This window comes from Aeromonas sp. FDAARGOS 1403 (genome assembly GCF_019047325.1).
Classification (GTDB): Bacteria; Pseudomonadota; Gammaproteobacteria; order Enterobacterales; family Aeromonadaceae; genus Aeromonas; species Aeromonas dhakensis.
In genome coordinates, this window is the sequence record NZ_CP077249.1 from 2,202,078 (window position 1) to 2,215,864 (window position 13,787).

A 13,787-nucleotide genomic window follows, 5' to 3' on the forward strand; every position below is an offset into this window, starting at 1 on the left:
TGGCGTGGCGGGCTTGCTGGCCGGCGCGCAGTCATCTGCACTTGGTCACACGTCCGGCCCTCTGCTCGGCCGGGTTCACTGCTCTGCTGGCATCTCCGGTGCGGCGGGCGCGGCGCTCCCCTGGGTACCGGTGACCCGTACTTCCACCCGGCGATCCGGGGCCAGGCAGTCGATGAGGGCGGCTTTGGCCTTGATGGCATCACACTGGCTGCCGGTGACCGGGTTGCTCTCGCCATTGCCCTGGATGCTCACCTTGTCGGCGGGCAGCCCCTTGCCGATCAGGAAGTTGGCAACCGTGCTGGCGCGGGCCTCCGACAGCCTCTGGTTGTTGGCATCCGTGCCTATGCGGTCGGTGTAGCCCATCACCACGGCGCTGCCATCCTTGGGCTGGACGTCGACGATCTGCTGGTAGAGCGAGTCGAGTGCCTGCATCCCCTCCGGCTTGAGATCCGCCTTGCCGAACGCAAACAGCACGTCCGAGCTCAGGTTGAAGGTCTGATCCACCGGCTCGGGGGCGGGCGGTGGCGGGGGAACGACCATGGGGGCGGGGGCCGGCTCGACCGGTTTGCTGCGGTTGGGGTGGATCACCAGCTCCAGGGTGGCGGTGCTGATGTCGCTGACCCAGCGCTGGGTACCGCTGCCCACCTTGTCGTTGTCAGGATCGTCGCCGACCCGGACCAGATAGCGGTAGCGGGCCTGGATGTCGACCCAGTCGTGCAGTTTGGCGGTGAGGCCGAGGCCGGCCAGCGGGGCCAGGTTGTTGTCACCGCCGTTGACGGATTTGACGTGGTAGAGGTAACCGCCCCCCTCGGCGAACACCGAGAAGATATCCCCCAGCGGCAGCCGCCCAATCACCGACAGGGTGGCGCCCTGGCTGCTGAAGTCATTGCCCTGCACATCCCAGTTGCCGGTCGACAGGTAACCCAGCTCACCCCCCAGGTTCTCGGTGAAGTTGTAGCCGCCGAACAGGGAGAGCGCGGTGGCATCCTTGCTCGCATCCTTGCCAAAGTCACCCAGATCGTGAGCGATGGCCCAGCCGCCACCCACCCCGGCGTACCAGTCGTTGTCCGGCGCCGCCTGGGCACCCGTGGCTGCCAATGCCAATGCAATCCAAACCGGTTTTACTTTTATGTTCATCGCGTATCCTCGTCGATGCTGGTGTAGTAGGGCGCAAGCCCTGTTGAGTACAACCACCACTATTTATAGGTGATGCAGAGCGTTTAACCAGCTGACGGGGCAGGTTGGCAGGAAATGTGCACAGAAATGCGCACAAAAGCGGAGCAGGATGACGGGCCTGACGAGGGGAATAAAAAAGGAGGCCTGATGGCCTCCTTCATGGTCAGCGGGCTGACGACTTACTGTTGAACTTGCTGTACACCGGTGACGCGCACTTCAACGCGACGATCCGGCGCCAAGCAGGAGATCAGCTGAGCCTTGGCCTTGATGCCGTTGCACTGGGTACCGGTGACTGGGTTGGCCTTGCCTTGACCCTCGATGGAGACCTTGCCAGCCGGCAGACCCTTGCCGACCAGGAAGTCGGCCACGGTGCGGGCACGGGCTTCGGACAGCTTCAGGTTGTAGGCTTCGGAGCCGATGCGGTCGGTGTAACCGACGACTACGGCGCTGCCATCTTTGGGCTGAACGTCAACGATCTGCTGATACAGGGTGTTCAGGGCGGCCACACCTTCCGGCTTCAGAGTGGATTTGCCGAAGGCAAACAGCACGTCCGAGCTCAGGGAGAAGTTCTTGTCGACCATCACCGGCTCAGGAACGGGCTCGGGTGCCGGGGCGGGCACGGGGGCCACATAGGTGGTGCGGTTCGGGTGCATCACCAGCTCCAGGGTGGCCACGCTCATGTCGGTTTCCCAGGTCTTTTGCTCGTCACCCAGGTTCCACATGTAGCGGTAGCGGGCTTGCAGGTCGAGCAGGTCGGAGAGCTTGGCGGTCACGCCCAGACCGGCCAGCGGGGCTGTGCCGTTGTCGCTGCTGCCGTTGCCGTTGACGTGGTTAAAGTAGGCACCGCCTTCTGCAAACACGGAGAAGATGTCGCCGAGTGGCAGACGGGCCAGACCGGACAGGGTCGCGCCCTGGGTCTTGAAGTCAACGCCGTCTACACCGCCTTTGCCGGCATAGAGGTAACCCAGCTCGGCGCCGAAGTTCTCGTTGAAGTTGTAGCCGCCGAACAGGGAGAGCGCGGTGGCGTCCTTGTCTGCGTCTTTGCCGAAGTCGTCCAGGTCGTGACCATAAGCCCAACCTGCACCCATACCTGTGTACCAGTCGTTGGAGGCTTGAGCGGTGGTGGTGCCCATGGCTGCGATGGCCAGAGCAATCAGGGTGGGTGCCATTTTCATTTTCATCGTTTTATCCTCGTTGAGTTTGCCGTGCTAGGGCGTACTGCGCACTCTTTCAGTTATACCGGCCGCAGATGACAGTCTCACTGCGACCTCCATGGTGAACCACGGTTGGTCTGAATGAAAAAAGAGATGGTTCCTGGATACTCACGAAGCCTTGGCTTCATGGACAACTAACCGGGCCGAATGCACTTTTAATAGTTCATCCAATACCTTACAAGCGGGTTTACTGTATTCTTTTGACTCGCACGGATCAAGTTTCTGTACAGATATCCAGCACTGGCGCGGCGCCGCAGTGATTATGGAGAAGGAAGCCGGGGGAAATGATTTGACAGGAAGTGACGCTGGTTGCTGTGTTTTTGCTCAAAAACAGACGGTGGGCAAACAAAAGGGGATGCCGTGGCATCCCCTTTTCGCATTATCTGAACTAAGTCAGATTACTTCTGAACTTCTTGTACGCCAGATACGCGAACTTCTACGCGACGGTCCGGAGCCAGGCAGGAGATCAGCTGAGCTTTGGCTTTCACGCCGTTGCACTTGGTGCCGGTAACCGGGTTGGCTTCGCCACGACCTTCGATGGCAACCTTGCTGGCAGCCATACCCTTGCTGACCAGGAAGTTGGCAACGGTGCGGGCACGGGCTTCAGACAGCTTCTGGTTGTAGGCGTCGGAACCGATACGGTCGGTGTAACCAACGACAACAGCGTTGCCATCTTTCGGCTGGAACTCAACGATCTGCTGGTACAGAGCGTTCAGGGCAGCAACGCCTTCCGGCTTCAGGCTGTCTTTGCCGAAGGCGAACAGCACGTCGGAGTTCAGGGCGAAGTTCTTCTCAACTACCTGCGGAGCCGGGGCCGGGGCTTCTTCAACAACCGGAGCCGGAGCCGGAGCTACGTAGGAAGTACGGAACGGGTGGTATACGGCTTCCAGGGTCGCAACGCTCTGGTTGGACTTGTAGCGTACGTCGTCCGGGGCGTCGCCTGCGTGCAGGTCAGCCACGTCCCACATGTAGCGGTAGCGAGCTTGCAGATCCAGGGCGTCGTTGACCTTGTAGGTCACGCCCAGGCCAGCCAGCGGGGATACTTTGGTGTCGCTGGTGCCCAGACCGTCGGTGTGAGCCCAGTAGGCGCCGCCTTCAGCGAAAGCAGAGAAGTCGCCGCCCAGCGGCAGACGAGCGATACCGGACAGGGTGGCACCCTGGTTCTCGTAACGCAGACCGTCGGTGTTGCCGCGGCCAGCGTACTGGTAGCCGAATTCGGTACCGAAGTTTTCGGTGAAGTTGTAACCGACGAAGGCGTTGGCAGCAGCAGCGTCTTCAGTACCAGCGTAACCGCCACCACCGATCTTGTTCAGACCGTTGAAGTGGGCAGCACCGGCACCGGCACCGAAGTAGATGTCGTCAGCGGCGTGAGCGGCAGTTGCACCCATGGCAGCCATGGCGATGGCGATCAGGGAAGGAGCCATTTTCATCATAAAAAAATCCTCGTTGAGATGGCACGTTGTTCACGTGCTTCGCACTTTTTAATTTATGTAAGCTGCAGGCTCTGCCGAACAACAGCGTTGAGTCTGGCAGGGATCCCGGTTCCTTCCGGGAGGCACGCATTCCTGGTGCACTAGCGAGCGGGGGACATTGCAAAAACAATGGTTCACCCCTTCACGAACAGCCGGTGTCATTCCGATGACGTGGCGCACTCTATGCCTAATTCAAAACATGATCAAGCTCACACATAATCCATATGGCAGATTGTGTCGTGTGGGTAACTGGCTGTTTATCCAGATTAATTAGTGATCCAAATAGGATCTGTGCAGTCTCTTTTCGAGTTTCATATAGGCCTGAACCCAGTCAGATTGCGCCATGGCGGGAGATTCCCTCGCCTGGAACACCGCCAGATAATCGGCCTCGGTTGCTTCGCACAGTAAGGGTGTAAAACTGACCAAAAAATGCCGGGCCAGGTAGGGATCCAGGGGCCAGATATTGAGGATGGCCCGGGCCACAGGCTGTACTGCAGCTGAACAGCAAAAGTGGCGGTGGCCCGCCTCGAGCCAGTCGGCCATCTCGGCAAGCGCGCTGGTGGGGACCAGACCGCCATCCCCTCTTGTGCTGGCCAGTGTCAGCTGCTGGCCATTGCCAAGCAGCAGGGTTCCCGCTTCCTGCATGACACCATCGTGGCTGCGCAGGGAAAGTCCGGCAACGGGCTGGTCGAGAAACAGGCTGCTCTTGTCATCCAGCGCAGCCAAAACTGCTGCCGCCTGATCGTGCAGGGCGGCGGGCAACCAGAAGGCTTCGGCGCGTGTCTGCTGGCCCTGCTGCAATTGGCGACTGAGTTCTGCGGGGGAGGATACCGGGTGTAAACAGGAGATTATGCCGGGAAGTGCCATGGGTTCTTACTCTTAAGGGATAGCCCGCGGATTATACGAGTAATTCCTGTGGCAACAATAAAGGTTTCTTTTCGAGACTGTTTACCTGAGGCGGTTGAGCGATTACCATCCCCGATGTTTGCAAGGGTTGTCGTCGAAAGACGCTGATTAAAGATAGAGACTCGACCATAACGAGTCCGTTCAAAACTGATACACTTGACTACGAGTCGTCGCGAAAAATAAAGGTGGAGTCAATCCGCCGTACGGAGTATGGAACAATATGAATTCAAATATCGTAACTGTTGGTAAGAAGATCCGTCAGATCCGTGAAGCAGTCGGCCTGAGCCGTCCCAAGTTTGCTGATCTGCTGGGCGTTCCCCCGACCACCCTGAAGAACTATGAGCTGGGTTATCGTGAAGTTGGTGGCGCCTTCCTGGTGGCCCTGGCTCACCACCCGGAACTGCACAAGTTCACCCTCTGGCTGCTGGCTGACAAGAAAGTCGCCGAGATTGGCCAGATCGGCCCGGACGATATTGCCAAGGCTTGAGCTGATTGAGCCCTGACAAAAATGCCGCCCTCGAGGCGGCATTTTTTTATCCATCAAATATCTAATTAATTTAATTAAATTTGGCTATTTGTGCTCTCACCAAGGCTTTTCACGAAAATACCTTGGCAAGCCGAATCAATCCTCAGAAAATTCCGACCGCTAAAATTAGCAGTACCCCTCGCATGATGCGCACAGTGAGACAAGCATGAGTCAAATCACTCCCAAGGCCAGAGATGGCTTTACCAGCAAATTCGGCGTTCTTGCCGCCACCCTGGGCTCAGCCGTCGGGCTGGGAAATATCTGGAAGTTTCCCTACCTGACGGGCGAAAACGGCGGTGCCGGTTTCCTGCTGGTCTATGTGATCGCGACGCTGCTGGTCGGCCTGCCGGTGATGATCTCGGAGATCATGCTGGGGCGAAAAGGCAAGTCCGATGCCGTCACCACCCTCAGCAAGCTGGCCCCCAAGGGGCAGCCCTGGTGGTTGATCGCCCTGATGGGCGTGCTGGCAGCCTTCCTTATCATGTCCTTCTACTCCGAAGTGGCGGCCTGGGTCTTTGCCTACATCTTCAAGGCCGTTGACGGCTCCATCCTGTCGACCGAGCCCAAGGTGACCGGGGCGGCCTTCGGGGCGCTGATAAGCGACCCGCTGCAGAGCCTGCTCTGGCAGTGGCTGGTGCTGATCCTGATGGGGGGTATCCTGCTGATGGGGGTCTCCAAGGGGATCGAGGCGGTCACCAAGAAGCTGATGCCGGTGCTCTTCATCCTGCTGCTGGTCATCGGCATCCGCAGCCTGACCCTGCCCGGGGCCAGCCAGGGGCTGCACTTTCTGTTCTCGCCGGATCTCTCCAAGATCACCGCCGGGGTGGTGCTGACCGCCATGGGGCTCGCCTTCTTCAAACTCTCCATCGGTATGGGCTGCATGATGACCTATGGCAGCTACTTTCGGGATGATCAGAATATCCCGCTGACCACCTTCCGGGTGATGTGCGCCGATCTGTTCGTCTCCATGCTGGCCGGCATCGCCATCTTCCCGGCGGTATTCGCCTTCGGTTTTGAACCCACCGCCGGTCCCTCCCTGCTGTTCATCACCATTCCGGCGGTGTTTGCCAGCATTCCATTTGGTCATCTGTTCATGGTGCTGTTCTTCGTGCTCTCCGCCATCGCCGCCACCGGCGCCATGCTCTCCATTCTGGAAGTGCCGGTCTCGGTGGTCTCCGAGCGATTCCACATGAGCCGCCCCAAGGCAACCCTGCTCAATTTGCTGGTGCTGGGGGCGGTGGGGTCGACCTGCGCGCTTTCCAACAGCTCGCTGGCGGACGTTCATATCGCCGGCAAGACCTTCTTCGACCTGTTCGATTTCGTCTCCTCCAACGTATTGATGCCCCTTGGCGGCATCTTCCTCTGCTTGTTCGTGGGCTGGGTGTGGGGCTTCGAGCGGATGAAGGAGGCGCTGACCAACGGTGGCGAGCTGGAGCTGGCCATCCTCAAGCCGCTGTTCTTCATCATCCGTTACGTGTCGCCGCTGTTGATCCTGATCGTGATGCTCAAGGGGTTGGGGCTGTTCTAGCCAGCTGTGCTTGGCCACAGTGCCCACAGCAAAAGAGCGCCGCAAGGCGCTCTTTTTGTTGGTGATGCGGGTCCGGTGAACCGTGCTAGATGAGGCCTAAGCGGGACAACTCTTCCTTGAGCTGATCGGCGTTGCGCTCGACGCAGGCTTCGCCTTCGTTGATGGCATCGCTGGCGCGGTGGAAATCCATGATGGAGAAGCTGCCAAGGCGCGGGCAGAGCTGGATCTCGGGCGGGTCGCCGGCCATCCGCGCCCGGGTGATGCGCTCCTGCATGATGTTGATGGAGCCGGTCATCACGCTCCACATGCCGGGTGTGTTGGGGCTGTCGCCCCGGTTGAACCACTGGCTGAAACGGTTGCCGCCACTCGGTTCGTCCGGCTCGTCGGTCCAGGGTTGGTGCATGTCGGCGTTGAGGTTGACCGCGATCACCACCTCGGCCCCCATGGCGCGGGCCAGCGAGATGGGCACCGGGTTGACCACGGCGCCGTCCACCAGCCAGCGATCGTCGACCCGGGTCGGGGTCAGGATGCCGGGCATGCCGCAGGAGGCGCGCACGCACTGGCGCAGCGGCCCCTGCTGCAACCAGATCTCGCGACCGGTGTCTAGCTCGGTGGCGACGCAGGCGAAGGGGAGCGGCAGGCTCTCGATGGTGGGATCCCCTAAGTGATTGGCGGCGATGCCAAACACCTTCTCGCCTCGAAACAGGCCGCCGGAGAGGGCCGGATCGAGCAGGCTGACCACCTGCAAGCGGTTGAAACCGCGCACCCAGCTCTCCAGCTTGTCCAGTTCACCGGCGGCATAGGCGGCGCCGACAAAGCTGCCGATGGAGCAGCCGGCCACCAGATCCGGTTTGACACCGAGTCGCTCCAGCGCCCGTATGATGCCGATGTGTGCCCATCCACGGGCCGCGCCGCTGCCAAGAGCCAGTCCCACACGGGGTTTTCGTGCCACTTTGTCTCTCCGAACATGAGTGAGGGGATCAGCTTACCCGCAGTTGCCGGCGCCGTCATCCTGCCAGGGTTCACTGCGATTGCGCCCGTTGGCCTTGGCCTGGTAGAGCGCCACGTCGGCCCGCCGAATGACCTCCTGCAGCGGCGTCTCGGCGCTGCTGTGGTGATAGCCGAGGCTGATGGTGACAGCCAGCGCTGGCGCCAGCGCCTGCCAGGGGTGACTGGCGATGTGCTGGCGCAACCGTTCGGCCAGCTGGTCGAGTGGTTCGCCCCCGTTGGCCGCCAGCAGCAGAAACTCCTCGCCGCCCCAGCGGATCAGGGCATCTTCCCGCCGCAGCTGCTGCTGGCACAGGTGCACCAGCTGGATCAGTACCTGATCGCCCACCTCGTGGCCAAAGCGGTCGTTGACCTGCTTGAAGTGATCGCAGTCGAACATGATCACCCCGACGCTGCCCCTGCGCTGTTGATGGCGGCGCTCGAACTCGTCGAAGTAGTGGCGGTTGAAGGCGCCGGTCAGGGCGTCGTGGTTGGAGAGGTAGTCCAGCTGCCGGTTCAGGCGGCGGGACTTGAGGTTGGCGAGCACGGCCCAGGCCATGAAGAAGAGGGCGATCAGGGTTGGTGCGGACTGACTGAGCAGGGCACAAAGCAGGGAGGACAGGGGAACGCGGTGAAGCAGGATGAGCTCGGTGTCAGGAATGGCGTACTGGAACTGAAACGCCCCCTGGTGCCAGCGATAGCCAGCCTGCGTCACCATCGGCTTTGGGCGCAGGTCTGCCTCCTTCACGCTGCTGGCCAGGATCTGTTGATGCTGGTTGACCAGAAACAGGGTGCCCATCTCGGGGGTGGACTCTCGCAGCAGCTGTTCCAGCCGGGAGAGCAGCACGTCGATGCTGATGACCCCCACCAGCACCTGATCCTTCACGATGGGTTGTGACAGGGTGATCATCTGCCCCGCCCCGGCAAAGTCCTCGTAGGGGCGTGAGACGGTGGCGCGCAGGCTCTTCTCTTTCTGCTTCAGGGCATCCTGCCAGTAGGACTTGAGATAGATGCTGCGCTGAAAATGGAACTGGCTGGAGGGGACCCAAGGGTAGAGGTAGAGGAAGTCATCGACCCCGGTGAAGTAGACCCAGCCGACCTTGTCTCCCAGCAGCTTGCTGGCGGTGGAGAGCAGGGGGGAGAGGCTCAGCGCCAGGTGCAGCCTAGCGGCACGCTGGCTGCCGGGGGCAGGCAGTGAGCCCAGCCCGGTCAGGTTGCCGCTCAGCCCCTTGGGCAGGTTGGCGGGCACCCGATCCAGCGCAAAGCCATGGTTGCCGTTCTCCCGCAGGGCGCTGTAGAGCTGGAGAGTGAGGGCGGATTGCGGGTTGCTGCGCAGCCGCTCCTCTGCCTGACCACGCATGGCCTCGAGAAAGGTTTCCATCTGTTGAAACTGGGATTTAAGGCGGGAGGCGGTGCTGAGGGTGTCGCTCTGATAATGGTCGGTGACCTGGGTCAGGGTCAGCTTGAGGGTGATGGCCAGCAGCAGAGTGACGAAGGCGCAGAGCAGCCATTGCAGGCGATAGGTAACAAAATGGGGTCTGGGTTCTGGCATAGGCGTTAGGCGGTATCTGGACAGGTTCGGAGAATCAGTTTAGGGCACAATCGTGAAGCCCGTCTTCTGCTACTGCTATTTCAATCAAATATCGCCGCATCTGTTACGTTTTGTCACATTTATACATAGTCACGGCATAGTCAGGGGGTAACATGGTGACCATCATTGATGAAGTGCCCTCTTTTCTCTTAATTTCATGGATTGCTTGATGAAAATGCGTACTTGGCTGGTGCTTGCCTGCCTCTCTCTGCTGATTTCCGCCGGCTGGTATTACCGCCACTCCTCCCCTGCCGGCAAACCCCAGCCACGTCAGGTCAACATCCGGGCGCAGACGGTCAGCCAGAGCCTGGCAGAGCCCTCCATCAAGCTGGTGAGCAAGCTGGCCGCCAATCGCTCCGTGGTGATCAGTCCCGAGGTGACCGGCCGCATCGTCAAGATAGCGGTGCGCTCCGGCCAGCAAGTCAAGCAGGGGGACGTATTGATCGCCCTCGATGCCGGCAAGCAGCAGGCGGAGCTGGCCGAGCAGAGCGCCAGCGTGCGCGACGAGACCCGCAAGCTGCGGGACATGCGCCGGCTGGTGGCGCGCGGCGCCATCACCACCTCCGAGCTGGAGGGGCAGGAGGCTACGGTCGCCCAGGCTCAGGCCCGGGTCGATGCCGCCAAGTACGAGCTCTCCCTGCGCACCCTGCTGGCGCCGTTCGACGGATCGGTCAGCCTCATCGATCTGAGCGAAGGGGCCCTGGTCAACAGCGGCGATACCCTGCTCCACCTGGACGAACTGGCCAAGCTGCGGCTCGATCTGGCGGTGCCTGAGCGCTACCTCTCGCTGCTGCGCCCCGGCATGGCGGTGACGGCGACCAGTTCGGCCTGGCCGGATCAATCTTTCCGCGGCGTGCTGGAGACGCTGGACAGCCGCGTCTCCAACGATACCCAGAACATCAAGGCGCGGGTGATCATCCCCAATCCTGACGGCCAGCTGCGCCCCGGCATGCTGCTCAACGTCGAGCTCTCCCTGCCGCCACAGAAGATGACTCTGATCCCCGCCCAGTCGGTGGAGTATGCCGGCGAGCAGCGCTTCGTCTATCGTCTCGAATCCAATGGCAAGGTCAAGCGGGTGCCGGTGGTGCTGGGGGATACCCATGGCGAAGAGGTGTGGGTGACCGAAGGGCTCAAGGTGGGCGATCGCATCGTGGTCGAGGGGCTGGTCAACCTGCGTGACGGCGTCAGCGTGCACGATCTGGCGGAGGTCAAAGGCTGATGTGGCTCTCCGATATTTCCGTGCGCCGCCCGCTGGTGGCGGTGGTGCTGAGCGCGCTGCTCACCGTGTTCGGTCTGGTGGCATTTTCCAAGCTGACGGTGCGGGAGATGCCGGACGTGCAGACGCCGTCCGTTTCCATCACCACCATGTACGAGGGGGCCGCCCCCGCCGTCATGGAGAGCCAGGTCACCAAGCCCATCGAGGATCAGCTCTCCGGCATCAGCGGCATCAAGAACATCAACTCGGTGACCCGCAAGGGGCGCTCTGTCATTACGGTGGAGTTCAAGCTCGGCTGGAACATGGTGGAGGGGATCTCCGATGTGCGCGACGCCATCTCCCGCGCCCGCCCCAAGCTGCCGGACGAGGTGGATGAACCCCTGGTCACCAAGGACAACGGCAACGGCGACGTGGCGGTCTGGCTCAACTTCAGCAGCACCCAGATGGACCGCACCGCCATGACCGACTATGCCAACCGGGTACTGGTGGATCCCTTGAGCCTGGTGGACGGGGTGAGCGAGGTGTCCCTCTCCGGCGATCTGACCCAGGTGATGTACGTGCGATTGCGCCCATCCGACATGGCGGCGCGCGGCGTCACGGTGGCGGATGTGCAGGATGCCCTCAAGCGCGAGAACATCGAGCTGCCGGGCGGCGAGATCCGCAACAACAGCATGACCATGGCGGTGCAGATCGCCCGGCTCTATCACACCGCCGCCGATTTCCAGGCGCTGCAGGTGCGCACCGCCGCCAATGGCCAGAGCATCTATCTGGCCGACATCGCCGATGTGGAGGTGGGGGCCAAGAACGAAGACAGCGCCTACCAGCGCAACGGCCGCGAGAGCCTGGGGATCGGTATAGTCGCGCAATCCACCGCCAACCCGCTGGCGGTGGCTCAGGGGGTCGAGAAGAAGATGGCCGAGATGCAGCGCTTCCTGCCGGAGGGGGCGACCCTGGAGGTCGACTACGACTCCACCATCTTCATCAAGCAGGCCATCGACGAGGTGTACGAGACCCTGGCCATCTGCGCCGTGCTGGTGGTGGCCGTGCTCTACCTGTTCCTGGGGCAGGGGCGTACCACCCTCATTCCGGCCATCACGGTGCCGGTCTCCCTCATCTCCGCCTTTATCGGCGCCTGGTATCTGGGCTTTTCCATCAACCTCATCACCCTGCTTGCCCTTATTCTCGCCATCGGCCTGGTGGTGGATGACGCCATCGTGGTGGTGGAGAACATTCACCACCATCTGCAGCGCGGCGAGCCGCCCCTGCTGGCCGCCTGGTATGGTACCCGCGAGGTGGGCTTTGCGGTCATTGCCACCACCGCCGTACTGGTGATGGTGTTCGTGCCCATCGCCTTCATGGATGGCATGGTGGGCCGGCTCTTTACCGAGTTCGCCATCCTGCTGTCCCTGGCGGTGCTCTTCTCGTCGCTGATCGCGCTCACCCTGACCCCGGCCATGGGCTCCTGGTTGATGCGCTCGGTGGATCGGCCCAACCGGCTGACGGCGGCGCTCGATCGCGGCCTCGGCTGGGTGGAGAAGCACTATCGAACTCTGCTTGGCGCCGTGCTGCGCCACTCGCGCTGGACTCCGCTGGTGCTGGTGCTCTGCCTGGGCGGCATCGGCGCCCTGTTTGCCCAGCTGCCCACCAGCCTGACCCCGACCGAGGATCGGGGTGTGCTCTACGTCTTCGTCAAGGGGGCCGAGGGCACCAGCATCGAGCGGATGAAGCGCAACATGCAGCAGGTGGAGGCAGCCATCATGCCGCTGCTCGGCAAGGGGGTGGTGCAGGCCATGAGCTTCAGCACCCCGGCCTTCGGCCGCGGCGGCGATCAGACCGGCATGGCCATCATCCAGCTCACCGACTGGGCCGAGCGGGATGAAACCGCCACCGAGTTCGCCAAGTCCCTGAGCGGGCGGCTGGCCGGTATTCCGGACGTGATGATCCGCACCTTCCAGCCGGGCTTTCGCGGTGGCTCCACCGCGGCGGTGCAGTTCGTGCTGCAGGGCTCCGATTACGCTGAGCTCTATCAGCAGGGCTTGGCCCTGAAAGAGGCGGCAGCCCAGAGCGGTCTGATGGAGACGCCGGATCTCGACTATGCCGAGAAGACCCCGGAGCTGCAGGTGACCATAGAGCGGGATCGGGCCAACCAGCTCGGCATCCCGGTCTCCACCGTCGCGAGCTCCCTGCAGGCCCTGCTCGGCGGCATCAGCCAGACCACCTATGTGGACAGGGGGGAGGAGTACGACGTCTATCTGCGCGCCAACCAGCGCGACTTCAACGGCGTCTCCGACTTGAGCCGCATCTACCTCAAGGCGGCCAATGGCGAGATGGTGACCCTCTCGACCCTGGCCACCGTCAAGCAGGTGGCGAGCCCGCAGCGCCTCAATCACTACCAGCGTCAGAAGGCGGTGACCCTGACGGCGGATCTGGCGCCGGGCCACACCCTGGGTGAGGCGCTGGATTACCTGGACGGCTGGGCCAATGCCAACCTGCCAAACGGAATGACGGTGGATTATGCCGGTGAGTCCAAGGACTATCGCGATAACCAGGGAGAGATGGTGATGGTGTTCGCTCTGGCCCTGCTGGTGGTCTATCTGGTGCTGGTGGCTCAGTTCGAGAGCATGCTGACCCCGGCGGTGGTGATGGTGACGGTGCCGCTCGGCATCTTCGGTGGTCTGCTCGGCCTCTGGCTGACGGGGCAGGAGATGAGCATCTACAGCCAGATCGGCATGATCATGCTGATCGGCATGGTGACCAAGAACGGCATCCTGATCGTCGAGTTCATCAACCAGCTGCGTCAGCGCGGTGAAGGGTTCGACGAGGCGATCATCGCAGGCTCGGTGCGTCGCTTGCGCCCGATCCTGATGACCTCGCTCACCGCCATCATAGGGGCCGTGCCGCTGATGCTCTCCATGGGGGCGGGCTACGAGAGCCGGATGTCGGTGGGGACCGTGGTCTTCTTCGGATTATCGCTGGCGACCCTGGTGACCCTGCTGCTGGTGCCCGCCATCTACCATCTGCTGGCCAGACGGGCTGGCATGACCGGCGCGCGAGATCAACAGGTGGACGCGGCGCTGGCCGCCAGCGAGGGCGCCTCGCAGCAGGACAAACCGGCCGCCTGATGCGGCCCCCCATATAGGGGCAGAGGCTGGCAAGCAAACGGCTGCGGGT

Annotated in this window: 10 protein-coding genes; 4 read left to right on the forward strand and 6 right to left on the reverse strand. The window is 61.9% G+C overall.

The window, feature by feature from the left end:
* Window positions 1-75: 75 nt before the first annotated feature.
* The 4 genes from I6L33_RS10510 to I6L33_RS10525 all read right to left on the reverse strand — a co-directional run bounded on the left by I6L33_RS10510 (window position 76) and on the right by I6L33_RS10525 (window position 4,729).
* Complete coding sequence (locus I6L33_RS10510; protein WP_201899489.1) at window positions 76-1,137, reverse strand: OmpA family protein; 1,062 nt, start codon at window positions 1,135-1,137, stop codon at window positions 76-78.
* Window positions 1,138-1,355: 218 nt separating this feature from the next.
* On the reverse strand, window positions 1,356-2,357 hold the full coding sequence (gene ompA / locus I6L33_RS10515; protein ID WP_005298595.1) for a porin OmpA: 1,002 nt from the start codon (window positions 2,355-2,357) through the stop codon (window positions 1,356-1,358).
* Window positions 2,358-2,788: 431 nt separating this feature from the next.
* Complete coding sequence (locus I6L33_RS10520; protein WP_017766527.1) at window positions 2,789-3,823, reverse strand: OmpA family protein; 1,035 nt, start codon at window positions 3,821-3,823, stop codon at window positions 2,789-2,791.
* A 309-nt stretch (window positions 3,824-4,132) separates the two neighbouring features.
* Window positions 4,133-4,729, reverse strand: a complete 597-nt coding sequence (locus tag I6L33_RS10525; protein ID WP_201880463.1) for a hypothetical protein — start codon at window positions 4,727-4,729, stop codon at window positions 4,133-4,135.
* 259 nt (window positions 4,730-4,988) lie between these two features.
* Here I6L33_RS10525 and I6L33_RS10530 point away from each other — a divergent pair, with 259 nt between their 5' ends.
* Together I6L33_RS10530 and I6L33_RS10535 are read left to right on the forward strand one after the other, a co-directional pair.
* Window positions 4,989-5,255 (forward strand): DNA-binding transcriptional regulator, encoded by a 267-nt coding sequence (locus tag I6L33_RS10530; RefSeq protein WP_005298604.1) that lies wholly within the window; start codon window positions 4,989-4,991, stop codon window positions 5,253-5,255.
* Window positions 5,256-5,460: 205 nt separating this feature from the next.
* Window positions 5,461-6,822 carry a sodium-dependent transporter gene (locus tag I6L33_RS10535; RefSeq protein WP_216974018.1) on the forward strand — a complete coding sequence of 454 codons (1,362 nt, stop codon included), beginning with the start codon at window positions 5,461-5,463 and terminating at the stop codon, window positions 6,820-6,822.
* Window positions 6,823-6,907: 85 nt separating this feature from the next.
* Here the strand turns inward: I6L33_RS10535 and I6L33_RS10540 are convergent, their stop codons facing one another.
* Both I6L33_RS10540 and I6L33_RS10545 read right to left on the reverse strand, forming a co-directional pair.
* Window positions 6,908-7,774, reverse strand: a complete 867-nt coding sequence (locus tag I6L33_RS10540) for a patatin-like phospholipase family protein (RefSeq protein WP_216974019.1) — start codon at window positions 7,772-7,774, stop codon at window positions 6,908-6,910.
* Between the two features lie 33 nt (window positions 7,775-7,807).
* Window positions 7,808-9,361 (reverse strand): diguanylate cyclase, encoded by a 1,554-nt coding sequence (locus I6L33_RS10545; RefSeq protein WP_216974020.1) that lies wholly within the window; start codon window positions 9,359-9,361, stop codon window positions 7,808-7,810.
* A 208-nt stretch (window positions 9,362-9,569) separates the two neighbouring features.
* On the opposite strand from I6L33_RS10545, the gene I6L33_RS10550 reads away from it, so the two are divergent.
* Both I6L33_RS10550 and I6L33_RS10555 read left to right on the forward strand, forming a co-directional pair.
* The gene (locus I6L33_RS10550; RefSeq protein WP_254204969.1) at window positions 9,570-10,619 is read left to right on the forward strand and encodes an efflux RND transporter periplasmic adaptor subunit; all 1,050 of its coding nucleotides are present in this window, start codon (window positions 9,570-9,572) and stop codon (window positions 10,617-10,619) included.
* On the forward strand, window positions 10,619-13,738 hold the full coding sequence (locus I6L33_RS10555) for an efflux RND transporter permease subunit (protein ID WP_216974022.1): 3,120 nt from the start codon (window positions 10,619-10,621) through the stop codon (window positions 13,736-13,738). The genes I6L33_RS10550 and I6L33_RS10555 overlap by 1 nt, the downstream gene beginning before the upstream one ends.
* Window positions 13,739-13,787: the final 49 nt, after the last annotated feature.

What these genes read in the sequence shown, in the direction of transcription:
- ompA (WP_005298595.1), bottom strand. Translation starts at nt 2,357, where the DNA reads ATGAAAATGAAAATGGCACCCACCCTGATTGCTCTGGCCATCGCAGCC.
- I6L33_RS10520 (WP_017766527.1), bottom strand. Translation starts at nt 3,823, where the DNA reads ATGATGAAAATGGCTCCTTCCCTGATCGCCATCGCCATGGCTGCCATG.
- I6L33_RS10545 (WP_216974020.1), bottom strand. Translation starts at nt 9,361, where the DNA reads ATGCCAGAACCCAGACCCCATTTTGTTACCTATCGCCTGCAATGGCTG.
- I6L33_RS10550 (WP_254204969.1), top strand. Translation starts at nt 9,570, where the DNA reads ATGAAAATGCGTACTTGGCTGGTGCTTGCCTGCCTCTCTCTGCTGATT.
- I6L33_RS10510 (WP_201899489.1), bottom strand. Translation starts at nt 1,137, where the DNA reads ATGAACATAAAAGTAAAACCGGTTTGGATTGCATTGGCATTGGCAGCC.
- I6L33_RS10535 (WP_216974018.1), top strand. Translation starts at nt 5,461, where the DNA reads ATGAGTCAAATCACTCCCAAGGCCAGAGATGGCTTTACCAGCAAATTC.
- I6L33_RS10555 (WP_216974022.1), top strand. Translation starts at nt 10,619, where the DNA reads ATGTGGCTCTCCGATATTTCCGTGCGCCGCCCGCTGGTGGCGGTGGTG.
- I6L33_RS10530 (WP_005298604.1), top strand. Translation starts at nt 4,989, where the DNA reads ATGAATTCAAATATCGTAACTGTTGGTAAGAAGATCCGTCAGATCCGT.
- I6L33_RS10525 (WP_201880463.1), bottom strand. Translation starts at nt 4,729, where the DNA reads ATGGCACTTCCCGGCATAATCTCCTGTTTACACCCGGTATCCTCCCCC.